Here is a 23728-nt window from a genome sequence, read left to right as displayed (position 1 = left end):
TTTTGTGTCGGGTCAGGAGGACCAGGTTAATGCGCGGCCGAGGCCACTCAACTCCAGAACCGCTGACCTCCGTTGAGATTTGCGCGGGGGCGGGCGGCCAGGCGGTTGGTCTGCATAATGCTGGTTTTGAGCACCTCGACCTCATTGAATATGAGCCCGCCGCCGTCGACACATTGAGTGCCAACGTCAGCAAATGGCCTGGCTGGACGCACGGCAGGGCGGGAAAACTCAAGCCCCAGAATGTGAGAGACCTCGTCGCGTCCTCGGCGGCCAGGGAAGAATCCCTCCTCAAGCGTTTCGGTGTCCGGTCCGGGGAATTGTCGTTGTTCGCCGGCGGGGTTCCCTGCCCGCCCTTCTCGCTGGCCGGGAAGCGGCTCGGCGCTGATGACGATCGTGACCTCTTCCCCGCCGCCCTGGAGATGATTGACGAGCTGCGCCCGAAGGCGGTCATGATTGAGAATGTGCGAGGCATTCTCGACCCCCCGCATGTCTTCATGGACTACCGGCGGCAGATCGTAAACCGTCTCTTCGAGCTTGGATACCACGTCCCCAAGACTGACAGCGCATGGTCCGTCAGTAAGCAGAACGAGCTTATGAACCAGGTCTGGCGCCGCCTCGACGCGTATCTCTTCGGCGTTCCGCAACTGCGGCCCCGCGCCATCCTCGTAGCCATCCGCCAGGACATCGTGGACGCCAACGGTGAATTCGTGTGGCCGCGGCGGACGACCGGCAAGGGGCTCAACGTCCTCGAAGCGCTCGAAGCGACCATGCGGAAGCGCTGCAAGCCCTACTGGAAACTGAACGAGAAGGGGCTTCCCGCCAAGCCTGGCCAGCGAACCGGGAAGGACGTCTTCGACCTCTGGAGGAAAAGGGCGCAACGGGCCGTTCTCAGGAGCGAGGTCCGCAGGCCCGACGAGTTGCTGATGGGTCTCGCCCCCACCCTCGTCGGCGGCTCAAGGAAGCACGGCGGCGCCGACCTCGGCCCCACCCGCGCGAAGCGCGCCTGGCTGGAGTACGGCGTGAACGCGATGGGCGTGGCCAATGACCACGGGCCGGGAACTGACCCGGAGCGGGACCTGTTCCGCGACGAGGGCCCGATGCTGACGGTGGAGCAGGCCGCGATCATCCAGGGCTTTCCGCCTGAGTGGGTCTTCCAGGGCGGGAAGACCGCCCGCTACCGACAGGTCGGCAACGCCTTTCCGCCACCCGTTGCCGAGGCCGTCGGCCGCGCGATCGCCGCGGTGCTGCGCCCCGGGCTGCGGGCGGACCTGGAGACGCGGTACGAGCTGGACAGCGGCCGAGGCGCCATCAGCCTCGTACCGGAACAACTGTCCCTTGAGGAAGTGTCAGAGACGGCCGCCGGGCCGCAGCTCGCCGCGCCGGGCGATGACAGTCGCGGCGATCTTGTCAGCGCACGACGCTGACTCCTCGTGCTCCCAGAACCGCAGCACCAGCCAGCCGGCTTCGGCAAGGCGCTGGTTCGTCTCCCGGTCCCTGCTGACGTTGCGCGCCACCTTGTCCGACCAGTAACCGGAATTGGTCCTGGGCGGCACATAGTGCTCCGGGCAGCCGTGCCAGTAGCAGCCGTCGACGAAGACCGCCACCTTCGCCGGCCGGAAGACCAGGTCCGCCGTCCGCCGGAGTTCCGGCAGGGGCCGCGCGCTGACCCGGTAGCGCAGCCCCCGGGCGTGCACCAGCCGTCTGATCAGTTGCTCGGGCTTGGTGTCACGGCTGCGGATGGCCTGCATGTTCCTGCGGCGCGCGGCGGAGGACGCCCACGATCCTTCGGGGGCTGTCCAGCCTGCGTCATCGGGCACGCACGAGAGACTAGTGCGTGCCGCTGTCGGCCCTTGAAGGACCCCGGCCCAGCCCCCGGTGGCTAGGCCGCCCCATGACACCCCCCATACCGCTCCCCCGACCCACACCAGCACCCCTCCCCCGCCGCCGGGGGCCAAGGGGTGGCGAGGCCGCGGGCGGCCAGGGTGGTGGCGTACTGGGGGAGGAGGGACGGGTCGGCGGGGGTGGTGGACTCCGAGGCGGCGAATGCCTCGTACGAAGGGACCGTGGCGGGCACGATGCCGAGGTTGGGGGTGCCGGAGGCGGACAGTTCGCGCAGCGAGCGTTCTATCGTCGCCAAGTGGTCCTCGTGGGAGGGGTACTCGGCGGCCAGGTCCGGGTAGGCGGCGAGGAGTTCGGCCAGTTCCGGGGCCGGCCAGTGCAGCACGGCCACCGGGAACGGGCGGGAGAGGGCGGTGCGGTAGGCGCCGAGTTCGGCGTTGATGCGGGCGATCTCGGCGCGCAGCTCGTCCGGGTTCTCCGAGCCCAGGGACCAGATACGGCCGGGGTCGTGGAGTTCGTCCAGGGGCACGTCCGCCGGGTGCGCCTCGTCCGCGAGCGTGTCCCACGCGTCGTGTTCCGCGCCGAGCATCCTGCGCACCCGGTGCCGTCCGAACAGCAGGGCGTGCGCGCCCGCGGGGACGCCGTCGCCGCCCAGGGCCGTCAGCGCCTCGGTGAAGGTGTCCTGCGCGGCGTCGAGTTCGTCGTGGGCGGCGAGGGCCTCCGCCGCGATCTCCCAGGGCTCCGGCGCCTCCGGGGCCGAGAGCCGTACGCCGTCGATGATCGCGCGGGCCTCCGCCTCGTGCCCGTACTCCCAGAGGTTCGCGGCCTTCAGCGCGCGCACCAGGGCGGGGGACTCCAGCGGCGCCGACCCCGGCTCCCCGGCGAGCAGCCGGTCGTAGAGCGCGGTGGCGCGCTCCCGCCGTCCTGCCAGCTCCAGGTGGGCCGCGGCCTGCAACAGCAGCCGCTCGGCGTCCTCGGCATAGAGCCCCGCGGTGCGTTCGAGGCGCTCGGCCCGCTCTACGTGAACAGACCTGTCCGACCTGTCTGACCTGTCCGAACTGTCGGCCCGGTCGGCGTCGGCGGGGGCAGGGGCGGGGGAGCCCGTGGTGTCGGCGCTGTCGCCGTCGGGTCCTGCGGAGGGAGTCTCGGGGCGCATGGGGGACACCGTACTGCCGCCCGTCGCCGGGCGTGAGCGGGGCCGGGGGCCACTTCACCCCGGCTCCACCCGGTCACCATCGGTACGTCCCACTCCGTACACCCGCCGTACGCACCCGCGGCGCGAGCACCAGCAGCGCCACCGCCGTGCCCGCCGAGAGTGCCCCGCCCGCGGGCGGCCCGTGCCGCTCACCGAGGTGCTGATGGTCCCCGGCCCCGGCCCCGGCCCCGACCCGGACCCGGACCCGCGCGAGCCGTTCGGGGTCGCGCACTGCTTCGCCCGAAGCTGCTCCTCGAACCGCTCGACACGGCGGCGGAGACCGCCGACCGCGGGTCAGGTACGTGAACACTCGGTCCACTCCTTGAACGGCCCTTGCGAAAACCCGCGCTGACCTTGGAGGATCGGACAAACATCCGAGGTGCTTGGTCGGGTGGGCGCGGCGTCACTAGTGAGGAGAACGGAACCATGAAGCTGCTGCGTGTCGGCCCCCTGGGGGCGGAGCGCCCGGCGCTGCTCGACGCGGACGGGACCCTGCGCGACCTGTCCGCACTCGTCGGCGACATCGACGGGAAGCTGCTCGCCGACGGCGAGGCGCTCGCCCGTGTCCGCGCCGCCGCGGCGGCGGGCGGGCTGCCCGCGCTCGACGCCGCGGGCGCGCGCACCGGTGCGCCACTCGCCGGGATCGGCAAGGTGGTCTGCATCGGGCTCAATTACCACGACCACGCCACCGAGACCGGCGCCACCCCGCCCGCGGAGCCCGTCGTGTTCTTCAAGGCGGCGGACACCGTCGTCGGCCCCGAGGACCAGGTCAGGGTGCCGCGCGGATCGCTCAAGACCGACTGGGAGGTCGAGCTGGCGGTCGTCATCGGCCGCACCGCCCGCTATCTGTCCGACGACGAGGACCCGCTGTCGTACGTGGCCGGCTACGCGGTCGCCAACGACGTCTCGGAGCGCGCCTTCCAGAACGAGCGCGGCGGCACCTGGGACAAGGGCAAGAACTGCGAGACGTTCAACCCGCTCGGCCCCTGGCTCGTCACCGCGGACGAGGTCAGCGACCCGCAGGCGCTCGGCCTGCGTACCTGGGTGAACGGCGAGCTGAAGCAGGACGGCAACACCGCGGACCAGATCTTCGGCGTCGCCGAGGTCATCCGCTATGTGAGCCAGTTCATGGTGCTCTACCCCGGTGACATCATCAACACCGGCACCCCGGCGGGGGTGGCGCTCGGACAGCCGGAGCCCAAGCCGTTCCTGCGCGGCGGGGACGTCGTGGAGCTGGAGATCGAGGGCCTGGGACGGCAGCGCCAGGAGTTCGTACAGGCGTGAGGCGCCCCGGCAGGTGAGTGGGGGGCGGGGCCCTGAGGACAGGACCCCGCCCCTCCCGGGGCCGCGCCCCCGGCCGCGGGGGATCGGCCGAGAGCGCGGGGTTCATGGGAGCGCGCGGGGGAGCGGGCCACCGCGGTGCTAGCCGGCCGCCGCTCCCGCGCCGTCGAGGAAGCGGGTCAGCGCGGTCACCACCAGGTCGTGGTCCTCCTTCTGCGGCAGCCCCGACACCGTGACCGCCCCGACCACGCCCGTGCCCCGCACCCGCAGTGGGAACGAGCCGCCGTGCGCGGCGTACACCGCCGGGTCGAGACGGGTGGCCTCCTCGAAGGTGGTGCCACGGGCGCGGTGGTGCGTGCCCACGCGGTACGACGACTGCTGGTACCGCTCGACCACGCGCCGCTTGCGGGCGATCCACTCGGCGTTGTCCGGGGTGGCGCCGGGCAGGGCGGCGTGGAAGAGCTGCTGGGCGCCGTGGTGGATGTCGATCGCCACCGGCGCCCCGCGTCCCTTCGCGAGGTCCACCAGCAGGGTGCCGAGCCGCCAGGCGTCGTCGGGGCCGAAGCCCGGCAGCACCAGGTGCTCCTCCTGCGCGGCCAGCTCGGCGAGTTCGGCGGCGTGGTCCTGCGGCTCCTGCCGCGCGGCGGCCCACGCCGCGTGGTCCCGCCGCTCGTTGTCCTGCCCGCTCATCCCCGCGCCCCCTCGCCGAGTCCGGTACGCCGTCGCCCGTGTCCCGTACGCCATCCGCCAAGTCCCGTACGGCGTCCGCCGGTTGCCGGGCTCACAGCGTCACCGCCGCGCCGACCCGGGCCGAGTGGCGCGCGGCCTCCAGGACGTCGAGGGCGGTGGCGGCCTCCAGCGCGGTCACCGGGTTCGGCGCGCGCTCCGCGAGCGCCGCCGACACCGCCGCGTAGAACGCCGGGTAGTCGCCTGCCACGGTCGGCTCCGGGGTGCCGCCGCCGGTCAGCGGGGACTCGCCCGCGCCGACGCGGCCCCACAGCGACTCGGGCTCCACGCCCCAGTCCCCGCCGTCGCCCGGACGGCGCCCCGCGCGCAGCGCGTCCTCCTGCGGGTCCATTCCGTACTTCACATAGCCCGCCTTCGAGCCCAGCACCCGCAAGCGCGGGCCGAGTTGGGCCGTCGTCGCGGAGACGTACAGGTGCGAGCGGACCCCGGTGTCATGGAGCACCGCGATGAACGAGTCGTCGTCGGAGGCCGCGCCGGGGCGCCTGGTGTCCGACTCCGCGTACACCCGCACCGCGGGCCCGAAGAGGACCAGCGCCTGGTCGACGACATGGCTGCCGAGGTCGTAGAGGAGACCTCCGATCTCTTCCGGGTCGCCGGACTCGCGCCAGCCGCCCTTCAGCGCGGGCCGCCAGCGCTCGTAGCGGGACTCGAAGCGCTGCACATCGCCGAGCACGCCCCGTTCGAGCAGGCCGCGTACCGTCAGGAAGTCGTTGTCCCAGCGGCGGTTCTGGAAGACCGACAGCAGCAGGCCGCGCGACTCCGCCAGCTCCGCGAGCTGCCTCGCCTCCGCCGCCGTGCCCGCCACCGGCTTGTCCACCACGACGTGCAGGCCCGCTTCGAGCGCGGTCCTCGCCAGCGGTACGTGGGTGCGGTTCGGGGTGGCGATCACCACGAGGTCGAACTCGTCGGCGCGGGCCCACACCTCGTCGGCGCGGTCCGCGAACCGCACCCCCGGGTACTGCGCCGCCGCCCCCGCGCGCCGCTCCTCGCTCGACGTCACCACGGTGTCGAGCGCGAGCCCGGGCGCCGCGGTGATCAGCGGGGCGTGGAAGACGGAGCCGGCGAGTCCGTACCCGATCAGGGCCACGCGGCGGGAGTCAGTCATGCCCCCACTTAAGCAACGCTGTTGCCGAAGTGCAAGCGTGGGAGACAATGCGTCGATGCGCAGCGATGACAGCCGTCCCCCGGGGCCGCCGGAGGACCCCGGGCAGCTCCCGGCGTCCGGCCGCGCCGAGCCCCACGGGGCCAGGTACCCGGGAGGCAACCTCGCCGCGCTGCGCGGGCACAACGCCTCCATGGTGCTCGACCTGCTGCGCGGCGCGGGCGACGGCGGCGTCAGCCGCCTTGAGCTGGCCGCCGGTACGGGGCTCACCCCGCAGGCCGTCAGCAAGATCGTCGCGCGGCTGCGGGCCGCCGGGCTCGTCGCCGACGCGGGGCTGCGCGCCTCCACGGGTGGCAAACGGGCCACCGTGCTGCGGCTCGTGCCGGACGCCGCGGGCGCGGTGGGGCTCCAGCTCGACCGGGACGCGCTCGTCGCCGTACGGACCGATCTGACCGGGACCGTGGTCGCGGAGCACCGGGCACCGCTCGACCTGGGCGCGGGAGCGGGGACGGTGCTCGCCGCCGCCGTGCGCGCGGTCGCCTCCGTCACCGGCGAGCGGGCGCCGCTCGGCGTCGGGGTGGCGGCGCCCGGACCGCTCGACCACCGCGCGGGGGTGCTGCGCCGGGTCACGGGACATCCGGAGTGGGACGGCTTCCCGCTGCGCGACCTGCTGGCGCGCCGGTTCGGGCTGCCGGTGGTCGTCGACAAGGACACCAACGCGGCGGCACTCGGGCTCGCCCTGCACCGCGGCGCGGGCCGGGGGGCCCCGGCGCTCGGCGGGCCCGCGGCGCTCGGCGGTCTCTCGGCCTTCGCCTACCTCCACCTCGGTACGGGGCTCGGGGCCGGGCTCGTGCTCGGCGGGGAGCTGTACCGGGGGCCGCGCACCGGTGCGGGCGAGTTCGGGCACCAAGTGGTGCAGTTGGACGGGCCGCCGTGCCCCTGCGGCAACCGTGGCTGTGTCGAGGCCATCTGCCTGCGCGCGGTGCGCGAGGGCGCGCTCGGCGAGGCGGCGCGGGTGCTGGGGGAGGCCGCCGCGAACCTGGTGTCGCTGCTCGACGTCGAGCGGGTGCTGCTCGGCGGCCGCCTGGTGTTCGCGCACCGTGACCTGTTCGCGCGCGGGGTGACCGCGGTCCTCACCGAGCGGGTGCGCCGCGGCGGCCTCGACCGCGCGGTGCCGGTCACGATCGCGCCGGGCGACGACCGCCTCGTGGCGCAGGGCGCCGCGCACCTCCTGCTCGCGCCCCTCTTCGGGCGGGCCGGGGACATGGCCGTGGGCGCGCAGGGGGCGGCGGGGCTGCTCGGCTGAGGGCGGGCCGCCGGGCCCGTGTGTGCGGCGGTGGCTCCCGCGGGTGGCGCACCCGGTGGCGTGGGCGGCGGCGCCCGGCGGCGCGGGCGGCTCAGACCAGGTCGACCAGGTCCGCGATCGACTCCACGACCTTCGTCGGCCGGTACGGGTACTTGGCGATGTCGCCGCGCGACGTCAGCCCGGTGAGGACGAGGAACGTCTCCATCCCGGCTTCGAGCCCGGCCAGCACGTCCGTGTCCATCCGGTCGCCGATCATGGCGGAGGTCTCGGAGTGCGCCCCGATGACGTTGAGACCGGTCCGCATCATCAGCGGGTTCGGCTTGCCGACGAAGTACGGCTCCTTGCCGGTGGCCTTGGTGATCAGCGCCGCCACCGAGCCCGTCGCGGGCAGCGCGCCCTCGGGGGAGGGTCCGGTGTTGTCGGGGTTGGTGGCGATGAAGCGCGAACCGGCGTTGATCAGCCTGATGGCCTTCGTCAGCGCCTCGAAGGAGTAGGTCCGGGTCTCGCCCAGGATCACGAAGTCGGGGTCGACGTCGGTCATCACATAGCCCGCGTCGTGCAGCGCGGTGGTGAGCCCCGCCTCGCCGATGACGTACGCGGTCCCGTGCGGATGCTGGTTGTCGAGGAACTTCGCGGTGGCGAGCGCCGACGTCCAGATGTTCTCCACCGGGACCTCAAGCCCGATCCGGTTCAGCCGGGCGTGCAGGTCGCGGGCGGTGTAGATGGAGTTGTTGGTGAGGACGAGGAACGGCCGCCCCGACTCCCGCAGCTTCTTGATGAAGGCGTCCGCGCCCGGCACCGGAACGCCCTCGTGCATCAGGACGCCGTCCATGTCGGTGAGCCACGAGGCGATCGGCTTGCGGTCTGTCATGGGGGCGGACTCCTGCCGTACGTGGGCCATGGGATGCCCATGCTATGCACGGCCCGTCCCCCCGGGGGAGCGCCCCGACCAGCGGACGGCGCCGCCCGCGCGGGGGGCACGGGGCGGGCCGTCGCGCTCCGCCGCCCGGCGTAACGCGGGGTGCGCCGCGGCGCCGTACCCGCGAGGCTGCCAGTACCAGGGAGGTGCACCATGCGGATGCGAGCGAGCGGTCCTGGGGCGCTGGTGGCGCTCGCCGCCCCGGCGGCCGCGTCGCTCGCCGAGCGCGCCCAGCAGGGCGGGCCCGGGATGCCGCACGCGATCGCGGGTCTCGCGCTCGCCGGGGTCGCGGGCACGGTGGTGGTCTGCCGCAATCTGAGAAGGCGTCGCCGAAGGGACCGGGGGTGAGCATGGCCGAGGGGCCACGGCAACGGGACGGAAAGAAGGACTGGGTCAGACTGCCGCTCGGGGTGCTGCTCGTCCTGCTGCTGCTCACCCTCTGGGGCTGGGGCGGCAGGGGGATCGCGCCCCAGCGGCCTGCCGGGCTGCCCGCGCCCACGGTCGGCGACATGGCGGCGGCGGGCCGCCCCGACCCCGGCCCCGCGCCACACCCGCTCCCCACCGCCTCCCGCGGCCCGGTCCCGGCCACCGCCCCCGACGGCTCGGACGGCCGCGGCGGTCCCGAGGGCCGTGGTGGCCCCGGCGGCGAGCGCGGTGGCCGTGACGATCCCGGTGGCCCCGGTGGCCCCGGTGGTTTCGGCGCTCTCGGCGCGGGGTTCGGGTACGGCAGCGGCTTCGGGTACGGGAGCTTCGGGTACGGCACGCCCGCCCGCTGACACCTCGTCAACTAGCTGATTGCCCGTGCTGGCTCCTCGTCAGCTAGCTGACCGCCCGTCAGGCACCTTGTCCCCGCCCCTCCTTCGCCACCGGGTCGGGGCACTCGGGCGGGGTGGTGGCGGAGTCGAGGCGGGTGCGCAGGTTGCCGAAGTGGTCCCGGATGGCGCGCTCCGCGCGGCGCGCGTCGCCCGAGCGGACCGCGTCCAGGATCTCCCGGTGCTGGCGGTGGGTGTCGCGCGGGTCGGGCGGCTCGTCCACGAGGTCCGTACGCACCTGGTGGAAGGCGTCCCAGAACGCTTCGAGCACCTCGCCGAGCAGCGGGTTGCCGAGGCCGCGGTAGAGGGTGGCGTGGAAGGCGCGGTCGGTGTCGGCGCCCACCCCGCCGGGGTTCTCCGCCTCCGCCTCCATCTTCGCCACCAGGGTGTCCAGCTCCCCGAGGTCGGCCTCGGTGAGGTGGCCCGCGAGCCGGGCGATGAGCCCCGTCTCCACCGCCTCCCGCAGTTCGAGGAGCTGGCGCAGGCTGTCCTCGCCGCGGTAGTGCCCCGCCACCGTGCGGAACGCCAGGCCCTCCGTCATGTGCGCCATCGACATCGGCCCGACATAGGTGCCGAAGCCGTGCCTGATCTCCACGATGCCCATCGCCTGGAGCGCCTTCAGCGCCTCGCGCACGGAGTTGCGGCTGACGCCGAGCAGCTCCATCAGCTCGGGCTCGGTGGGCAGCGGGGAGCCCGAGGGCAGCCGTCGGCCGATGATGAGCCGCTTGATTCGCTCCTGGATGTCGCGCGCCATACGCACACGGTATCCGCGCTTGACGTGCGGTGGGAGGCCGGTGGTCGTACGGGTGGTCGACCCGGCGGCGGCCCGTACGCCACCTCATGTGCCCGGAATGGTTACCTCCATGACTCCTCCCATATGGCTTCTGGTCACTCAGGAGTCTGTTTCCGGCCATCGCGGGTCGTGGACCGTGCCGCCCCGGTATGCCGTGGGTTCCCCCGGGCGCTGCCTCGGGTGCCGCCTCTCCGCTGCCCCCGGCGTTGCCAGGTGCTGCCCCCGCGCCGCCCGTACGGGGGCTGCGGGGCCCGGCCGTACGGTCCCGTGCCCCGGCCGCCCCGGCGTTTCTCACCGGGGTGCCGTATTTCCGGATACATCATTCGGACCGTCAACATGCGGCTTCGCGGCACAGTTGACAAACTGTCGGATGTGCAGAGGTGCGGAAAATTCACGAAAAGCGAGGGGATTCGCATGGCGGCGCCGGTGTTCGAGGAATTCGAGCCCGCGACTGAAGGCGACTGCCGAGGCCGCGCGTACCGGCGGCCGGCCGTCGCGCGCCGCACCCCGATAAGGCCGGGAGCGCGCCGCGCGCTGGTGCTCGCGGCGGTGGCCGCGGGCACGGTGCTCGGCCCCCAGACAGTCGGCGCGGCGGCGGCCGCGAAGCCGGAGCCGGCCCGGCAGACGTGGGCCGGCCGCACCCCGCTCGGCGCCGCGGCCTGGACCCCGCAGGGCCCGAGCGGTCCGCTGTACGGCGGGTACGGGGCGCGGTACCGGGGGCCCGGGACGCGGCCCGTCGACGAGGACGGGCCGGGGCAGGAGCCGCGCACCACCACCCGGGCCGACATCATGGCGCGCGCCTCCGCGTGGGTGGACGCGAAGGTCCCCTACGACATGAACGCGTACTGGTCCGACGGCTACCGGCAGGACTGCTCGGGCTTCGTCTCCATGGCCTGGGGGCTCGGCGGCAATGAATGGACGGGCAGCCTCCCGGGATTCGCGGACCGTATCACCAAGGACGAACTCGCGCCCGGTGACATTCTGCTGTTCCACAATGAGCAGAACCCGGAGGCGGGCTCCCACGCCACCATTTTCGGCGGTTGGCAGGACGAGTCCAGAACCCGCTATCTCGCTTATGAAATGACGCCCCCGAATGCCAGGAAGCGGGAGACGCCGTACGCCTACTGGAGCAATTCGGAACGCTATGTGCCCTACCGCTACAAAGGGGTCGTGGCGGAGGCCGCGGGGCCCGGGGCCTCCGCGCCGTGGGAGCGGTGGCCCGGCCACGCCGCGCGCGCGGTGCCCGGCGGGTGGGACACGGTGGGGTGGCGATGAGACGAGAGGCGGTCCGAGATGACCACGGTACGGGGATGAGCGCGGCCGCGGGCGCGAGCGGGCAGGGCGGCGGCAGGGGCCCGGAGCCGGGCGCGCGGCCGCAGCGGTTGATCAGGGGCGATTCGACGATGGAGATCCCGCTGCACCTGCTGTTCCGCGACGACGCGGTCGGCAGCCCGGTGCCGCTGACCCCCTCGGTGGTGGGCCGCAGACGCGGCACGGGCGAACAGCCCCGCACCCCGGCGCACCGGCCCCCGCCCACGCCGCGCGGCGCGCCGCGTGCGCCCGTGCTGCGGGAGCGCGGTGCCAGGGCGCTGCCCGGGGCGCTCGGTCTGCTGATGGGCGCCGTGGGCCTCGCCGGATGTGTGCTCGGGCTGTGGTGGGCGGGCGCGCTTCCGCCGTCGGCGGTACGGGTGTTGGGGCTGCCGCGGGCGGGCGCCGCGACCGTGGGCGGCGCCCAGTGGGCCGCGCTGGCCGGGGCGGGCGCGCTGGCGGTGACGGGCTTCTGCGGGATCTCGCGGGGTGCGACGGGTACGGCGCGGGTGCTGACGCTGTTCGGCAGGTACCGGGGCAGTGTGCGGCGCGCCGGGCTCGTCTGGGTGAACCCGCTGCTGGTGCGGCGCAGGGCCGATGTACGGCTGCGGCACTGGCGCAGCGGGCCGCTCGCCGCGGTGGACGCCGACGGGGTCGGGGTGCGGGTGGCGGTGCTCGTGGTGTGGCGGGTGCGGGACACGGCGCGCGCGCTGCTCGGGGTCGACGACCACGAGGGCTATCTGCGCGCCTGTGTGGAGGCCGCCACCGCCCGGGTCTGCGCCTCGCGTCCCATGGGCCCCCAGGAGCCGGGGCGTTCGCGCGCCGACACGCTGCGGGACGTGGAGGGCGTGGGCGAGGTGCTGACCAGGCTGCTCGCCGCGGAGACCGAGGCCGCGGGCATCGAGGTGTGCTCGGTGCGGCCGCTGCGGGTCGACTACGCGCCGGAGGTCGCCGAGGCCATGCGGGAGCGCGGGGTGGCGGCCCTTGAGGCACGGCACCGGGAGTCGGGGCTCGACCAGGTCATCGACTCCGTGGAGGACACCGTCACCCGGCTCGCCCTGAGCGGCCTGGTGGAACTGGACGAGCACGAACGCAAGACCCTGGTACGGGACTTGACGGTCGCCTTCAGCTTTGGCGCCCTTCGGGCGCCTGGTAAGGGGGTTTGACAGGGCGCCGTGGCCTCTTCGGTTGCGGTTACGGATGGCGCCCTCCGGGCGCCTAGGGTGGCGGGATGGATATCGCCGTTCTTGCCAGGGATGCCTGGGAGTTGACGGGGGAGTCGGCACGGGTGCTCGTCGGGCTCGCGGGGCCGCCGGGGGCCGGCAAGTCGACGCTGGCGCGGGCGCTGGTCGCCGAGGTGGAGCGCGGTCACGGCGCGGGCAGCGCCGCCTATCTGCCGCTCGACGGTTTCCACCTCTCCAACGCCCAGCTCGCCCGCCTCGGCCTCACCTCCCGCAAGGGCTCCGAGCCCAGCTTCGACGTACGGGGCTACGCGGCCCTGCTCGCCCGGGTGCGCGAGGACACCGGCCACCACATCTACGTACCGGACTACGACCGCACCCTCCACGAGCCGGTGGCCGCACGGCATGTGGTGCCCGCAGGGGCCCGGCTGGTGGTGACCGAGGGCAACTACCTCGTCTGCGACCTGCCCGGCTGGCGCGAGGCCACCGCGCTGCTCGCCGCCCGCTGGTACGTGGACACCCCGCCGGGGCTGCGCAGGGAGCGCCTGGTGCGCAGACAGCGCGAGGGCGGCAGGGACGAGGCCGCCGCGCTCGCCTGGGTGGCGGGCAACGACTGGCCCAACACGGAACTCGTCGAGCGCCACCGCTCCCGCGCCGACCGCTTCCTCACCGCCACCACCTGACCGTCCGACCACCCGAGGCCGGGACACCACCCCCTGCGCGGGGATACCGCACCTCGCCTGGTCGCCTGCCCCGCCTCAGGCCCCGAACCCCGCCCCCAGCTCGTGGCTGATCTGCCGGGCCGCCTCGGCGAGCGCGGGCACGAAGCGGTCGCGGATCTCCTCCGGGGAGGCGGCGGCGACCGTGGCGGACATGCCGAGGGCCGCGATCACCCGGCCGTCCGCGCCGCGCACCGGGGCGGCGACCGAGCGCAGCCCCTCCTCCAACTCCTGGTCCACGGTGGCCCAGTCGCGCTCCCTGGCCGCCGCGAGCCGGGGCTCCAACTCGCCGCGCCCGCGCACCGTGCGCCCGGTGAGCGGGGCCAACTCCGTTTCCGCGAAGTACCGTTCCAGCTCGGGTTCCGGCAGGTGGGCGAGGAGGACGTGGCCCATCGCGGTGGCGTGCGCGGGCAGCCGGGTGCCGGTGGCGAGCGTGATGCTGCTGACGCGGTGGGTGGGGACCCGGGACACGTAGACGATGTCGGGCCCTTCGAGGGTGGCGAGCGAGCACGCCTCGTGCAGCGCGGCGACGACCCGCTCCATGTGCGGCTGGGCGATCTGCGTCAGGTTCAGCGAGCTGAGGTACGCGTAGCCGAGCCCGAGCACCCGGGGCGTCAGCGCGAACAGCCGCCCCTCGCTGCGTACGTACCCGAGCCGCTGGAGGGTGATCAGCACCCGCCGCGCCGTCGCCCTGCTCAGCCCCGTCAGCTCCGCGACCTGCGCGAGGCTCAGCCTCGGGTGGTGGTCGGAGAAGGCGAGGATTACCGCGAGCCCGCGCTCCAGGGACTGGATGAAGTCGCGCTGCTCCGGGTCTTTCACCATGACGGGCTCCCTTGACAGCCCCTCGGGGCGGCGGGATGGTGAGGGGCATGGTGCGTAAAGCGCACTGTCTGTGCGCAAAGCGTACAAGCTCGGGTGGGTCGGCGCAACCGAGGAAGGCGGCACGGCTGGCATGGAGAGCATCCGGGAAGCGGCGGTCCCCCCGACGGCGGCGGACGAAGCCGCGCCGCCCCCCGCGGTCGGCCCGCTCGGCGGCGCGGTCGGCCCGCTCGGGGACGTGGGCGCGCTGGTGGAGGAGGACAGGGTGCACGGCAGCGTGTACACGGACCCGCACCTCTTCGACCTGGAGATGCGCGCCGTCTTCGGCAGGACCTGGGTGTACGTGGCCCACGAGTCGGAGATCCGGGAGGCGGGCGACTACAAGCGGGCCACCATCGGCCGCAGCCCCGTCATCGTGGCGCGCGGCGCGGACGGCGCGGTGCGCGTGCTGTTCAACCGCTGCCGGCACCGCGCCTCGCTGGTGTGCCGGGAGAACGCGGGCAACGCCCACTTCTTCCGCTGCCCCTTCCACGGCTGGACGTACCGCAACTCGGGCCGGCTCGTGGGTGTGCCGCGCGCCGGGCGCTACGGCGAAGGACTCGACAAGGACGCGCTGGGCCTCACACCCGTGCCCCGGGTGGACAGCTACCGCGGCCTCGTCTTCGCCAGCCTCGACCCGGACATCGTGCCGCTGCCCGAGTACCTCGGCGGCATCCGCCCGTACCTCGACCGGATCTTCCTCCACGAGGCGTTCGAGAAGGCACTCGACCTCTCCGCGGGCGGCAACCGGCAGACGTACCCGGGCAATTGGAAGCACGCGGCCGAGGGCGGCGTCGACGGCTACCACGCCACCACCCTGCACGAGACCTGGTTCAAGATCCGCGACCAGCACCCCGACCGGCCGCATGCCCGGCTCGCCTCCCGCGACGAGACCGTCGGCTACAGCGAGGCGCACCCGAACGGCCATGTCCTGCTCGCGCGTTGGCCGAGTGACGGGGACATCGAGGCGTTCCGCGCCGACTACCCCGAGTACACCGCGCGCCTGGCGGCCGAGCACGGGCCCGCGCTGCTGCGCGACTTCCTCGGCCAGTTCAACCTGCTGATCTACCCCAACCTCCACCTCACCTTGCAGAACCTGCGCGTCATCACCCCGATCGGCCCCGCGGAGACCCGGATCACCATGCACCCGATGCTGATCGGCGACGCGCCGCCCGAGTTGAACGACGAGCGGCTGCGCGAGTTCGAGGAGGCGTTCGCCACCGGCGCGTTCATCTCGCCCGACGACGCGGAGGCGTTCGTCTGCGTCCAGCAGGGCGTGGCGGCGGACGCAGAACCCTGGCTGCTGCTCAACCGCGGCCTCCACGACGAGCGGCGCCTCGACGGCGGCGCCCGCCGCGGCGCCCCGAGCGACGAGACCCCGCAGCGCGGACTGCTGCGCGAGTGGCGCCGCCTGATGACGGCCGCGGCCGGGACGCACGCGCACGCACCGGAGGGCGCCCGATGACCGCGCACGCCCGCACCGGCGCCCCGCCGCTCGACCGGGCCGCGGCCGAGGACCTGCTGTTCGAGGAGGCGGCGCGCCTCGACGACGGCGACTTCACGGGCTGGCTCGACCTGTTCACCGACGACGCCGTCTACTGGCTGCCCGCGCGGCGCGGCGAGTTTGACCCCGGCCGCCATGTCTCCCTGATCCACGACGACAGGCTGCGCATGGAGGAGCGGGTGTGGCGGCTCACCAACGGCCCCGCGCACGCCCAGATCCCGCCCTCCGCGACCCGCCGCCTGATCGCGAACGTCCGGGTGGCGCGGGACCCCGCACGGGACCCGGCGCTCGCCGTCGTCACCTCCAACTTCTCCCTCCACGAGTCCCGCAACGACCAACTGCGCACGTTCGCGGGGCAGTACGAGCACCGGCTGCGGCACACCGCGGACGGCGGCTGGCTGATCAGCCGCAAGAAGGCGCTCCTGGTCAACTGCGACGCGCCCCTCTTCAACCTCACCTTCCTGGTCTGAGAGGCGGCGCCGGTATGACGGGAGCGGAGCGGCCCGACGTCCACGGTCCGGGTCAACGCATCGTGCTGCGCAACGAGTTCGCGGTGGTCGAGGTCCGGCTCGACGAGACCGCGAGCGGTCCGCGACTGCTGGTGCGCGACCTGGAGAGCGGCCGCGCCATCCATCTGGACGCGCTGGAGGCGGAGAGCCTGACCCGCATGGACCACGCGGACTTCGCCGACCTGGTACGCCCCGAGTGAGCACCGTCCCGAGGACGGCGCGGCCCGCCGCCGCGCCGGAAGGAGAGGCAGCCATGCGTGTCGCGTCGTCGATCGAGAGGTGCGAGGGCTTCGCGAGCTGCCTGCTCGTCGCGCCCGACGTCTTCGAACTCGGCCCCGACGACCGGGTCCTGGTCCTGGACGAGACGCCCGGCGAAGAGCACCGCGCCGAGGTCGAGGAGGCGGTGCGGGAGTGCCCGGTGCGCGCCATCTGGATCGCGGACGAGGCGCGTTAGCCGGTCACGGCGCCACCGCGCCTTCCGGCGGCCGGAGTTGGCCGAAGCGCCGCGCCGACCCCGACCACCGGCGGCGGTGACGCGCCCGGTCTCGGTAGCCTTTCGGCATGGCTGAGCAGAGTCCCGGTGCCGTCTACGAGGCGTACTTCATGCGGACCCCCCTTCAACTGCTGTCCGGTATGGGCATGCGGCGGCTCGTGGCGTTCCGGGTGGACGAGAAGGGCGTACTGCTCGGCGGGGCACCCGCCCGCTACGCGAGCCAGACGGCGTTCGTGCCGTGGGCGCACATCACCTCCGTGGTGGTGTGGCACCTGCGCACCGCGGGCCCCGCGACACCGTACATAGGCGTCGCGCGCACCCCCGGCGCACCGCCGCTGCCCGGCGCGAACAGCAGGCTGACCCCCGAGGAGGCCGCGGAACTCGCCCCCCACGTCGAGTACGACCTCTTCCTCGCCAGCCGCCCCATCACCTCCTGGCGCTTCGACCCCCGCCGCCTCCAGGCCGCCGTCGACGCCTTCCACCCGGCCACGCCCGTCCTCGCGTACACCCAGCGGGCCGGGTGAGGGGCGGGCCCTGACGCGCGGTGCGGGCGCCGCCGGGTGGTCCGGTGGCGCCCGCGGTGTGTACGGGCCGCTATCCCACGGAGTAACTGAGGTGCGGCGGCTGGTTGTACGCGGTGTTCTGCCAGGCCAGGCCCTCGCGGTACTGGCGGTCCTGGAGGAGCGAGGTCAGGTCGAGGCCGGTCGGGTCGGGGGTGGAGTAGATCCGCAGCGCCCTGTTGTCCGACGTCGGCCACACCACCTCCTCGCGCCAGTCGCCGAGTATGTCCCCGGAGAGCGCGGGCGTCGCCTTGGTGCCGTTGTCGGAGTGCACGCCCGAGGCGGTGAGCAGCCGGGTGTCACCGTTCGGCCCGTACTTGTCGATATGGGTGTCGTCGAGGAGTTCGCGGGTGGCGTCGCCGTCCCAGTAGACGAGGAAGTTGGTGCTCGACGGCTTGCGGCCGATGGCGTTGCCCGCGGTGTCGCGGAGGCTGTCGTCCGCCGCCGACCAGGACTCGGCGCCCGGGCTGCCCGACCAGATGTCGTCGCTGACGCCGCGCCCGTTGTCGCCGTCGGGCGGTGTGGACCACAGGATCTGGCCGGTGCGGGCGTCCGCCATCCACGAGGACGGCTTGGACGCGTCCTCGTCCACCTTGAACTCCTCAAGGCCGGGGCGGCTCGGGACGAGGTCGCCGACGTGCATGGCGTCGCCGTGCCCGTTCCTCGTGGTCCACAGGGCGGCGCCGTTGTCGTCCACCGCCATCGCGCCGTAGACGATCTCGTCCTTGCCGTCGCCGTCCACGTCCGCGACCGAGAGCTGGTGGTTGCCCTGGCCGTCGTAGCCCTTGCCCTTGTTGGTGGAGCTGTCCGTGTCGAACGTCCAGCGCCTGGTCAGCCTGCCGCCGCTGAAGTCCCAGGCGGAGATGACGGTACGGGTGTAGTAGCCGCGGGCCTCGATCAGCGAGGGGTGGCTGCCGTCCACGTAGGCGGTGGCGGCGAGGAACCGGTCGACGCGGTTGCCGTAGTCGTCGCCCCACGAGGACACGGTGCCCCGGGGCGGCACGTAGTCCACGGTGTCGCGGGCAGCGCCGGTCGCGCCGTCGAACACCGTCAGGTACTCGGGCCCCGCCAGCACATAGCCGCCGGAGTTGCGGTAGTCGGCGCCCGCGTCGCCGATCACGGTGCCGCGGCCGTCGACCGTGCCGTCCGCCGTCTTCATGGCGACCTCGGCGCGGCCGTCGCCGTCGTAGTCGAAGACCTGGAACTGCGTGTAGTGCGCGCCCGAGCGGATGTTGCGGCCCAGGTCGATGCGCCAGAGGCGGGTGCCGTCGAGCTTGTACGCGTCGATGACGGTGTTGCCCGTGGTGCCCGACTGGGAGTTGTCCTTGGCGTTGGTCGGCTGCCAGTTGAGGACGAAGTCCAACTGCCCGTCGCCGTCGAGGTCGCCGACCGAGGCGTCGTTGGCGGCGTAGGTGTAGCCGCTGCCGCCCGCGGGCGGCTGGACCGGCACGTCCATCGAGCCGTCCGCGAACGGCAGCGCGTGCTCGGCGGGGGCCGCCGCGAGTCCTGGGGCGGCCGCGCGCACGGTGTAGTCGGCGTCGGCGGGGGCGCCCTCGTCGAAGAAGTCCGTGGTGCCCTTCAGCGGCGCCGCGTTGAGCCGGTTCGCGCCCTCCCGGTACACGTCGAACGTGGTGTCCGCGGGGTCGGAGGCCAGGTGCCGCCAGCTCACCAGGTTGCCGGTGGCGGTGTGCACGCTGATGGGGGAGCGGCCTAGGCCCGTCTCCACCGGCGCCGTCGCCGCGGTGTGCGGCGCGGGGGCCGCGGGTGCCGCGGGGGCGAGCGCGGTGGTGGCGCCTGCGGCGAGCGCGAGCGCCGCGAGCAGGCTCCCCGGCCCCCTCCGCGGCCCGGCGCCCCGTCTTCCGAAGGGCCTCGACCGGCCCGTCCCTCGGTACGTTTCCATGTCGACCTCCACGCGGCACCGCGGTGCCGCGGCCTCTCGTGCGAGTGTGGGACCGCTCCCATGGAGCGGCATGGGGTGTGGCGTGAGCATGACAATCTCGGCGCGGCGGATACGCGGCTCCGTGCCGGCCCGGCCGCCGGGTCCCGTTGGCGGTGGCGGGCCCGTAGGCAGCCGCTGTTCGATATCGCGAATCGTGGTCGTGACTTCGGACATGAAGATAGGCAGAGCGCCGGAAGTCGTCAATGCCGCGTCCCCCGGCGCCCGGGCCGGGGGACGCGGCGGCCGCCTCAGCGGACGAGGCCCGCGCCCACGTAGAGCGGGGTCGGCTCGTCGACGGGCGCCGGCTCCTCCTGGTACCACTCGACGGCGCGGACCACACCGGGCGGCACCACGTCGAGCCCGTCGAAGAAGCGGGCCACCTCGGCGTGGGTGCGCGGCACCAGGGTGATACCGCCCGACCTGTAGGTGCCCGTGACCTCGCCCTCCAGCTCGCGGTGGAAGTCGGCGGTGCCGTGCGACAGCAGCAGCGCGCTGCCGGGCGCGAGCGCGCCCGTAAGGGTGCGCACGATGCCGTACGGGTCGTCGGCGTCCGGCACGAAGTGCATCAGCGCGATCAGGGACAGCGCGATGGGCCGCCCGAAGTCGAGCTTGCCGCGGGCGTGTTCGAGGATCGACGCGGGCTGCCTGACGTCGGCCTCCACATAGTCGGTCGACCCCTGCGGGGTGCTGATCAGCAGCGCCTCCGCGTGCCGCAGCACGATCGGGTCGTTGTCCGTGTAGACCACGCGCGCCGCCGGGTTCACCTCCTGGACGACCTGGTGGAGGTTGGGCTCGGTGGGGATGCCGGTGCCGATGTCGAGGAACTGGGCGATGCCGCGCCGGGCGGCCCAGGTGGCGGCGCGGTGCATGAACGCGCGGTTCTGCCGGGCGCTGTCGTGGGCGATCCTGGGCAGCTTCCTGCCGACCGCCTCGTCGATCTCGTAGTGGTCCTTGCCGCCGAGCAGCCAGTCATAGACCCGGGCGGGGTGCGATGCGCCCATGCCGCCCGGCACCTCGGGCTCGTCGAAGGTCATGCGCTGCTCCGATCCACGTCCGCTTCCCGCACGGCGCCGGGCGGCCCGTGGCCGCCCGCCGTGTCACCTCCGATGATCCCACCGCGCCCGCGGTGTCATCCCGCGGGGCACCCCCCGGTGTGTCCGCGCGGGGCCCGGCGGCCGGGCGGGTCCCGCGCGGCGCGCGCGGTCAGGGCGCCGCGGCCGCGGTCTCCCACAGGCGCTCCCAGTGGGAGTTGTCCTTGGTCAGCGGTGTGCCGCAGTGGCTGCACGCCTCCGCGCCGCTGCTCGGTGTGCCGCAGGCGGTGTGCACGACACGCAGATGCCCGGTCGGGCCGGGCGCCCTGGTGTGCCTCTCGCCCCACAGCGCCATCGCGCTCAGGATCGGGAACAGCTCCTTGCCCGCGTCCGTCAGTACGTACTCGTACTGGGTGCGGCGCGGGCCGCGGTAGGGGGCGCGGGCGAGCACGCCCTCGTCCACCAACTGGCCGAGGCGGCGGCTGAGGACGTTGTCCGCGATGCCGAGCCTGCGGCGGAAGTCGTCGTAGCGGCGCACGCCCACCATCGCCTCGCCCAGGATGCGCAGCGCCCAGGCATCGCCGAGCACGTCCATCGAGCGGGCGATGGGGCACACGGACCGCGACCAGTCCTGGCGCTGGGGCATCGCGTCACCCTCCTCACTCGCGGCAAGCCTACGTCGGGTCCTGTACGGCCCCGGCCGCACAGACTTGCTTGAAGAAAGTTTGTATGTCTACGCTGCCGCCGTACCGCTCTTCCGCTCTTCCGCTCTTCCGCTCTTCCGCTCTTCCGGTCTTCCGCTCTTCCGCTCTTCCGGCCGACGGCCGCGCGCCGCCGCCCCCACCCCTGGAGTCACCATGCAGATCGCCGGCTCGACCGCGCTGGTCACGGGCGCCAACCGGGGCCTCGGCAGGTCCCTCGTCGCGGCCCTCCTCGACGGGGGCGCCGCCCGGGTCTACGCCACGGCCCGTGACACCTCCGCGCTCCCCGAGCACCCCGCGCTGACGGCGCTCGGCCTCGACATCACCGACCCGGGGTCCGTCGCCGCGGCGGCAGCGGCGGCCACCGATGTGGACCTGCTCGTCAACAACGCCGGGATCAGCACGGGCGGCGGCATCCTCGACGCCGAGTCCCTGGTGCGCCGCGAGATGGAGACCAACTTCTTCGGCACCCTCGCCGTCAGCCGCGCCTTCGCCCCCGTCCTCGCGGCGAACGGCGGCGGCGCCCTCCTGAACTGCCTCTCGGTGCTCTCCTGGCTGAGCCTGCCGAACCAGGGCGGCTACGGCGCGGCCAAGGCCGCCGCCTGGTCCGCGACCAACGCCCTGCGGATCGAGCTGCATGGGCAGAAGACGCAGGTCACGGGCTTGCTGATGGCGTACATCGACACCGACATGACGGCCGGGCTGCCTGCGGGCACCCCCAAGTCCTCTCCCGAGGAGATCGCGGCGCTGGCGCTGCGCGGCGTCGAGGAGGGCGCGGCGGAGGTCTACGCCGACGAGGTCACCCGCCAGGTGCACGCCAGGCTCTCGGGCCCGGTCGAGGAGATCTACCCGCAGCTCGCGGGGGCGTGAGGGGCGCTCCGCGCTTGGGCGTCACGGTGCTCCCGCGCAGGTCGGGGCGCTTCCGGGGCCGTCCGGCACCGGGTCCGTCCGGCAGTTCAAGGGCGGCTTCGACGGGCCGATTTACCCTGAAGTATGTTGCTTGAGCATCGAGGTAAGCGGCCTGTGGTTCCCGAGAGCGCCTATGTGGCTCCCACCGCGGTCCTCTGCGGGGCGGTCGTCCTGGGGGAGCGAGCCCGTGTCCTGCATGGCGCCGTGCTCACCGCGGAGGACGGCGAGATCCGGACGGGCGCGAACGTGGTCGTGATGGAGAACGCCCTGATCCGTGGGCGGGACAGGCATCCGGCTCTTGTGGGCGACGCCGTGCTGATCGGTCCGCACGCGCATGTCAATGGGGCGAGCGTCGAGGACGAGGTCTTCGTGGCGACCGGTGCTTCGCTGTTCCCGGGAGCCGTGGCCGGGGCCCGCTCCGAGCTGCGCATCAACAGCGTGCTGCAGGTGAACTCAAGGCTGCGCCCCGACAGCGTGGTTCCGATCGGCTGGGTCGCGGCCGGGAACCCGGCCGAGCTGTTCTCCCCCGATCGCCATGACGAACTATGGGAGAAGCAGCGTGACCTCGACTTCCCTGGCACGGTCTACGGCGTATCGCGCGGTACCCCGATGAGCACGGTCATGGCCCGCCAGGCCGAGTTCTACGCGGCGCACACGCAGGACCGTCTTCTCCGCGACTCTTGACGGGCCGGAAGCTGCGCGGAGGAGCACGGCCGGAGCCGTGGCCTGACGGCCCATCGCCTGACGGCCACGATGGTGACGGTGCCCGTGGAAGACGTGGGCCCTCTTGCCGCAGCGGGCGGCGACGGCCCGGCGCCCGGCGGTCCCGCGTCACGGCACTTTGAGGAGGAACCGCACGGTGTCCTCCGAGTCTCCCGCGCCTCCTGAGTTCCCCGGGTCTCCCGAGTGCCCCGTGTCTTCCGGGTGTCCCGGTGTGCTTTCGGTGATCAGCCAGCAGCCCGCGTCCGGGAGTTCGATGCCGGTGGGCCAGAACCGGTAGACGGTGCCGTCGCCCACGGTGGCGGTGGCGTACCCGCCGACCGAGCCCCGGCCACGGCCCGCGCCGTCCACCCGCTCGGCGGCGACCTCCGGCGGCCCCGCCGTGTCGGCCATCCCGCCCCGGGAGTCGACGGTGACCGAGGCGTACTTCACCCGGTACGCCCCCGCGCCCGAGCCGACCACCGAGGGGCCGGACGGCGTGTTCACCCAGAGGCCGCCCGACCCGAACCAGTGCGCGGGAACCCCCGGCGCCCTGAGGGACCGCGGCAGGGACCCGGCCGGTACGTCGTCGGCGGCGGGGCACGACGCGTCGGCCGCGGCCAGACTGCCTCCCGACGGGGACGCGGAGGAGCCGCGGTCCGACGAGGGCCGCGCGGTGCCGCCGCCCTGGGCCGCGCCGCGCCCGGTGTCCGCGTCGTCTCCGCCGCCCCCGGACCCCGTACAGCCCGCGAGCGCCACCAGTGCGAGGAAGGTGGCGAGGGCTCCCGCGCCCCCGCGTGCCCCGCCGACCCCGTGCCCCATACGACCGACCTCCCCGGTGCGCGACTCCTCCGTGCCGGGGTACCAGAAGCCGCCGCCCCCGCATACCCCTTCGGCGCCTACGGGCCGGGCCCGTGTCACCAGTCCCGGGTGGCGATCAGCTCCTCGACGTCCGCGTCCTCGAACCCGTACGCCGACGCCAGGAACCAGAAGTCCTCGGCTATCTCCTCCCTGGCGACGGTCTCGATCTCGCTCCCGGCGGCGTGGAACTCCAGGTCGAGTGCGTTGAACTCCTCCGTCGCCGCCCGGGTGAGCGGGTAGAGCGCCGCGAGGTCCGCCGGGGTCTCGGCCTCGATCCGCTCGCACAGCCGCAGCAGGATCTCCCGGCCCTTGTCCACGAGGGGGTCCGGGTAGTACCCGTCGCGGTACAGCGCCGCCAGGAAGCCGTGTCCCGCGACCCGGGCGTTGGTGATCGGCATGGTGCTCCTGCTCCTCTGTCAGGACCCGCCTGGTCCGGCCGAGTCACTGCGCCGATGATGCACC

27 protein-coding genes are annotated in these 23728 nt (G+C 73.6%); 15 read left to right on the top strand and 12 right to left on the bottom strand.

All coding sequences use genetic code 11. The features are described from left to right. Window positions 1-29: 29 nt before the first annotated feature. Window positions 30-1424, top strand: a complete 1395-nt coding sequence (locus ACIBIW_RS02650; RefSeq protein WP_399331133.1) for a DNA cytosine methyltransferase — start codon at window positions 30-32, stop codon at window positions 1422-1424. Here ACIBIW_RS02650 and ACIBIW_RS02645 read toward each other — a convergent pair. Further along, window positions 1347-1817 (bottom strand): very short patch repair endonuclease, encoded by a 471-nt coding sequence (locus tag ACIBIW_RS02645; protein WP_399331131.1) that lies wholly within the window; start codon window positions 1815-1817, stop codon window positions 1347-1349. The genes ACIBIW_RS02650 and ACIBIW_RS02645 overlap by 78 nt on opposite strands. A gap of 62 nt (window positions 1818-1879) precedes the next feature. After that, window positions 1880-2995 (bottom strand): hypothetical protein, encoded by a 1116-nt coding sequence (locus ACIBIW_RS02640; protein ID WP_399331129.1) that lies wholly within the window; start codon window positions 2993-2995, stop codon window positions 1880-1882. Between the two features lie 465 nt (window positions 2996-3460). Between ACIBIW_RS02640 and ACIBIW_RS02635 the strand changes: the two genes are divergently transcribed. Further along, entirely contained in the window at window positions 3461-4318 is an 858-nt protein-coding gene (locus tag ACIBIW_RS02635; RefSeq protein ID WP_399331127.1) for a fumarylacetoacetate hydrolase family protein, read from the top strand. Between the two features lie 138 nt (window positions 4319-4456). Here ACIBIW_RS02635 and ACIBIW_RS02630 read toward each other — a convergent pair whose 3' ends face one another. Both ACIBIW_RS02630 and ACIBIW_RS02625 read right to left on the bottom strand, forming a co-directional pair. Next, window positions 4457-5005 carry a heme-degrading domain-containing protein gene (locus tag ACIBIW_RS02630; RefSeq protein WP_399331125.1) on the bottom strand — a complete coding sequence of 183 codons (549 nt, stop codon included), beginning with the start codon at window positions 5003-5005 and terminating at the stop codon, window positions 4457-4459. Between the two features lie 91 nt (window positions 5006-5096). After that, complete coding sequence (locus ACIBIW_RS02625) at window positions 5097-6167, bottom strand: Gfo/Idh/MocA family oxidoreductase (protein WP_399331123.1); 1071 nt, start codon at window positions 6165-6167, stop codon at window positions 5097-5099. 55 nt (window positions 6168-6222) lie between these two features. On the opposite strand from ACIBIW_RS02625, the gene ACIBIW_RS02620 reads away from it, so the two are divergent. Next, a complete protein-coding gene (locus ACIBIW_RS02620; RefSeq protein ID WP_399331121.1) occupies window positions 6223-7470 on the top strand; it encodes an ROK family transcriptional regulator in 1248 nt (415 codons plus the stop codon). 91 nt (window positions 7471-7561) lie between these two features. Here ACIBIW_RS02620 and ACIBIW_RS02615 read toward each other — a convergent pair whose 3' ends face one another. Next, on the bottom strand, window positions 7562-8341 hold the full coding sequence (locus ACIBIW_RS02615; protein ID WP_399331120.1) for an HAD-IIA family hydrolase: 780 nt from the start codon (window positions 8339-8341) through the stop codon (window positions 7562-7564). 201 nt (window positions 8342-8542) lie between these two features. Here ACIBIW_RS02615 and ACIBIW_RS02610 point away from each other — a divergent pair, with 201 nt between their 5' ends. Both ACIBIW_RS02610 and ACIBIW_RS02605 read left to right on the top strand, forming a co-directional pair. After that, entirely contained in the window at window positions 8543-8737 is a 195-nt protein-coding gene (locus ACIBIW_RS02610; protein WP_399331118.1) for a hypothetical protein, read from the top strand. After that, complete coding sequence (locus ACIBIW_RS02605; RefSeq protein ID WP_399331116.1) at window positions 8734-9165, top strand: hypothetical protein; 432 nt, start codon at window positions 8734-8736, stop codon at window positions 9163-9165. Before ACIBIW_RS02610 ends, ACIBIW_RS02605 begins: the two co-directional genes overlap by 4 nt. A 58-nt stretch (window positions 9166-9223) precedes the next feature. Here the strand turns inward: ACIBIW_RS02605 and ACIBIW_RS02600 are convergent, their stop codons facing one another. Continuing rightward, window positions 9224-9955 (bottom strand): FadR/GntR family transcriptional regulator, encoded by a 732-nt coding sequence (locus ACIBIW_RS02600; RefSeq protein ID WP_399331114.1) that lies wholly within the window; start codon window positions 9953-9955, stop codon window positions 9224-9226. Window positions 9956-10408: 453 nt separating this feature from the next. Between ACIBIW_RS02600 and ACIBIW_RS02595 the strand changes: the two genes are divergently transcribed. The 3 genes from ACIBIW_RS02595 (at window position 10409) to ACIBIW_RS02585 (ending at window position 13166) form a co-directional block, all read left to right on the top strand. Next, window positions 10409-11269 (top strand): hypothetical protein, encoded by an 861-nt coding sequence (locus tag ACIBIW_RS02595; RefSeq protein ID WP_399331112.1) that lies wholly within the window; start codon window positions 10409-10411, stop codon window positions 11267-11269. Between the two features lie 35 nt (window positions 11270-11304). Continuing rightward, a complete protein-coding gene (locus ACIBIW_RS02590; RefSeq protein WP_399331111.1) occupies window positions 11305-12468 on the top strand; it encodes an SPFH domain-containing protein in 1164 nt (387 codons plus the stop codon). 65 nt (window positions 12469-12533) lie between these two features. After that, window positions 12534-13166: a nucleoside/nucleotide kinase family protein gene (locus ACIBIW_RS02585; protein ID WP_399331108.1), complete on the top strand. Its 633-nt coding sequence runs from the start codon at window positions 12534-12536 to the stop codon at window positions 13164-13166. Between the two features lie 75 nt (window positions 13167-13241). Here ACIBIW_RS02585 and ACIBIW_RS02580 read toward each other — a convergent pair whose 3' ends face one another. Further along, on the bottom strand, window positions 13242-14024 hold the full coding sequence (locus ACIBIW_RS02580; RefSeq protein ID WP_399331106.1) for an IclR family transcriptional regulator C-terminal domain-containing protein: 783 nt from the start codon (window positions 14022-14024) through the stop codon (window positions 13242-13244). A gap of 130 nt (window positions 14025-14154) precedes the next feature. On the opposite strand from ACIBIW_RS02580, the gene ACIBIW_RS02575 reads away from it, so the two are divergent. The 5 genes from ACIBIW_RS02575 to ACIBIW_RS02555 all read left to right on the top strand — a co-directional run bounded on the left by ACIBIW_RS02575 (window position 14155) and on the right by ACIBIW_RS02555 (window position 17090). After that, on the top strand, window positions 14155-15525 hold the full coding sequence (locus ACIBIW_RS02575) for a Rieske 2Fe-2S domain-containing protein (RefSeq protein WP_399331104.1): 1371 nt from the start codon (window positions 14155-14157) through the stop codon (window positions 15523-15525). After that, a complete protein-coding gene (locus ACIBIW_RS02570; protein ID WP_399331102.1) occupies window positions 15522-16034 on the top strand; it encodes an aromatic-ring-hydroxylating dioxygenase subunit beta in 513 nt (170 codons plus the stop codon). Before ACIBIW_RS02575 ends, ACIBIW_RS02570 begins: the two co-directional genes overlap by 4 nt. Before the next feature lie 14 nt (window positions 16035-16048). Next, window positions 16049-16273 (top strand): dihydrodiol dehydrogenase, encoded by a 225-nt coding sequence (locus ACIBIW_RS02565; protein ID WP_399331099.1) that lies wholly within the window; start codon window positions 16049-16051, stop codon window positions 16271-16273. 53 nt (window positions 16274-16326) lie between these two features. Then, on the top strand, window positions 16327-16527 hold the full coding sequence (locus ACIBIW_RS02560) for a ferredoxin (protein ID WP_399331097.1): 201 nt from the start codon (window positions 16327-16329) through the stop codon (window positions 16525-16527). Window positions 16528-16634: 107 nt separating this feature from the next. After that, complete coding sequence (locus ACIBIW_RS02555; RefSeq protein WP_399331095.1) at window positions 16635-17090, top strand: hypothetical protein; 456 nt, start codon at window positions 16635-16637, stop codon at window positions 17088-17090. 70 nt (window positions 17091-17160) lie between these two features. Here ACIBIW_RS02555 and ACIBIW_RS02550 read toward each other — a convergent pair whose 3' ends face one another. From ACIBIW_RS02550 to ACIBIW_RS02540, 3 genes are all read right to left on the bottom strand, one after another. Continuing rightward, complete coding sequence (locus ACIBIW_RS02550; protein ID WP_399331093.1) at window positions 17161-19026, bottom strand: rhamnogalacturonan lyase; 1866 nt, start codon at window positions 19024-19026, stop codon at window positions 17161-17163. 287 nt (window positions 19027-19313) lie between these two features. After that, on the bottom strand, window positions 19314-20099 hold the full coding sequence (locus tag ACIBIW_RS02545) for an SAM-dependent methyltransferase (protein ID WP_399331091.1): 786 nt from the start codon (window positions 20097-20099) through the stop codon (window positions 19314-19316). A gap of 169 nt (window positions 20100-20268) precedes the next feature. After that, a complete protein-coding gene (locus ACIBIW_RS02540; protein WP_399331089.1) occupies window positions 20269-20742 on the bottom strand; it encodes a winged helix-turn-helix transcriptional regulator in 474 nt (157 codons plus the stop codon). A 211-nt stretch (window positions 20743-20953) separates the two neighbouring features. On the opposite strand from ACIBIW_RS02540, the gene ACIBIW_RS02535 reads away from it, so the two are divergent. Continuing rightward, the gene (locus ACIBIW_RS02535; protein WP_399331087.1) at window positions 20954-21667 is read left to right on the top strand and encodes an SDR family oxidoreductase; all 714 of its coding nucleotides are present in this window, start codon (window positions 20954-20956) and stop codon (window positions 21665-21667) included. Window positions 21668-21910: 243 nt separating this feature from the next. After that, window positions 21911-22390 (top strand): gamma carbonic anhydrase family protein, encoded by a 480-nt coding sequence (locus ACIBIW_RS02530; protein ID WP_399331085.1) that lies wholly within the window; start codon window positions 21911-21913, stop codon window positions 22388-22390. Between the two features lie 147 nt (window positions 22391-22537). On the opposite strand, the gene ACIBIW_RS02525 is transcribed toward ACIBIW_RS02530, so the two are convergent. Together ACIBIW_RS02525 and ACIBIW_RS02520 are read right to left on the bottom strand one after the other, a co-directional pair. Further along, window positions 22538-23227 (bottom strand): hypothetical protein, encoded by a 690-nt coding sequence (locus ACIBIW_RS02525; RefSeq protein ID WP_399331083.1) that lies wholly within the window; start codon window positions 23225-23227, stop codon window positions 22538-22540. Window positions 23228-23322: 95 nt separating this feature from the next. Then, the gene (locus ACIBIW_RS02520) at window positions 23323-23664 is read right to left on the bottom strand and encodes a DUF5713 family protein (protein WP_399331081.1); all 342 of its coding nucleotides are present in this window, start codon (window positions 23662-23664) and stop codon (window positions 23323-23325) included. Window positions 23665-23728 lie beyond the last annotated feature (64 nt).

The organism is Streptomyces sp. NPDC050560 (assembly GCF_044457285.1).
In the GTDB taxonomy this organism is placed as follows: Bacteria; Actinomycetota; Actinomycetes; order Streptomycetales; family Streptomycetaceae; genus Streptomyces.
This window is presented reverse-complemented; position numbering and strand designations above follow the sequence as displayed.

What these genes read in the sequence shown, in the direction of transcription:
- ACIBIW_RS02650 (WP_399331133.1), top strand. Translation starts at nt 30, where the DNA reads ATGCGCGGCCGAGGCCACTCAACTCCAGAACCGCTGACCTCCGTTGAG.
- ACIBIW_RS02640 (WP_399331129.1), bottom strand. Translation starts at nt 2,995, where the DNA reads ATGCGCCCCGAGACTCCCTCCGCAGGACCCGACGGCGACAGCGCCGAC.
- ACIBIW_RS02635 (WP_399331127.1), top strand. Translation starts at nt 3,461, where the DNA reads ATGAAGCTGCTGCGTGTCGGCCCCCTGGGGGCGGAGCGCCCGGCGCTG.
- ACIBIW_RS02630 (WP_399331125.1), bottom strand. Translation starts at nt 5,005, where the DNA reads ATGAGCGGGCAGGACAACGAGCGGCGGGACCACGCGGCGTGGGCCGCC.
- ACIBIW_RS02625 (WP_399331123.1), bottom strand. Translation starts at nt 6,167, where the DNA reads ATGACTGACTCCCGCCGCGTGGCCCTGATCGGGTACGGACTCGCCGGC.
- ACIBIW_RS02620 (WP_399331121.1), top strand. Translation starts at nt 6,223, where the DNA reads ATGCGCAGCGATGACAGCCGTCCCCCGGGGCCGCCGGAGGACCCCGGG.
- ACIBIW_RS02615 (WP_399331120.1), bottom strand. Translation starts at nt 8,341, where the DNA reads ATGACAGACCGCAAGCCGATCGCCTCGTGGCTCACCGACATGGACGGC.
- ACIBIW_RS02610 (WP_399331118.1), top strand. Translation starts at nt 8,543, where the DNA reads ATGCGGATGCGAGCGAGCGGTCCTGGGGCGCTGGTGGCGCTCGCCGCC.
- ACIBIW_RS02600 (WP_399331114.1), bottom strand. Translation starts at nt 9,955, where the DNA reads ATGGCGCGCGACATCCAGGAGCGAATCAAGCGGCTCATCATCGGCCGA.
- ACIBIW_RS02595 (WP_399331112.1), top strand. Translation starts at nt 10,409, where the DNA reads ATGGCGGCGCCGGTGTTCGAGGAATTCGAGCCCGCGACTGAAGGCGAC.
- ACIBIW_RS02590 (WP_399331111.1), top strand. Translation starts at nt 11,305, where the DNA reads ATGAGCGCGGCCGCGGGCGCGAGCGGGCAGGGCGGCGGCAGGGGCCCG.
- ACIBIW_RS02585 (WP_399331108.1), top strand. Translation starts at nt 12,534, where the DNA reads ATGGATATCGCCGTTCTTGCCAGGGATGCCTGGGAGTTGACGGGGGAG.
- ACIBIW_RS02580 (WP_399331106.1), bottom strand. Translation starts at nt 14,024, where the DNA reads ATGGTGAAAGACCCGGAGCAGCGCGACTTCATCCAGTCCCTGGAGCGC.
- ACIBIW_RS02575 (WP_399331104.1), top strand. Translation starts at nt 14,155, where the DNA reads ATGGAGAGCATCCGGGAAGCGGCGGTCCCCCCGACGGCGGCGGACGAA.
- ACIBIW_RS02570 (WP_399331102.1), top strand. Translation starts at nt 15,522, where the DNA reads ATGACCGCGCACGCCCGCACCGGCGCCCCGCCGCTCGACCGGGCCGCG.
- ACIBIW_RS02565 (WP_399331099.1), top strand. Translation starts at nt 16,049, where the DNA reads ATGACGGGAGCGGAGCGGCCCGACGTCCACGGTCCGGGTCAACGCATC.
- ACIBIW_RS02560 (WP_399331097.1), top strand. Translation starts at nt 16,327, where the DNA reads ATGCGTGTCGCGTCGTCGATCGAGAGGTGCGAGGGCTTCGCGAGCTGC.
- ACIBIW_RS02555 (WP_399331095.1), top strand. Translation starts at nt 16,635, where the DNA reads ATGGCTGAGCAGAGTCCCGGTGCCGTCTACGAGGCGTACTTCATGCGG.
- ACIBIW_RS02550 (WP_399331093.1), bottom strand. Translation starts at nt 19,026, where the DNA reads ATGGAAACGTACCGAGGGACGGGCCGGTCGAGGCCCTTCGGAAGACGG.
- ACIBIW_RS02545 (WP_399331091.1), bottom strand. Translation starts at nt 20,099, where the DNA reads ATGACCTTCGACGAGCCCGAGGTGCCGGGCGGCATGGGCGCATCGCAC.
- ACIBIW_RS02540 (WP_399331089.1), bottom strand. Translation starts at nt 20,742, where the DNA reads ATGCCCCAGCGCCAGGACTGGTCGCGGTCCGTGTGCCCCATCGCCCGC.
- ACIBIW_RS02535 (WP_399331087.1), top strand. Translation starts at nt 20,954, where the DNA reads ATGCAGATCGCCGGCTCGACCGCGCTGGTCACGGGCGCCAACCGGGGC.
- ACIBIW_RS02525 (WP_399331083.1), bottom strand. Translation starts at nt 23,227, where the DNA reads ATGGGGCACGGGGTCGGCGGGGCACGCGGGGGCGCGGGAGCCCTCGCC.
- ACIBIW_RS02520 (WP_399331081.1), bottom strand. Translation starts at nt 23,664, where the DNA reads ATGCCGATCACCAACGCCCGGGTCGCGGGACACGGCTTCCTGGCGGCG.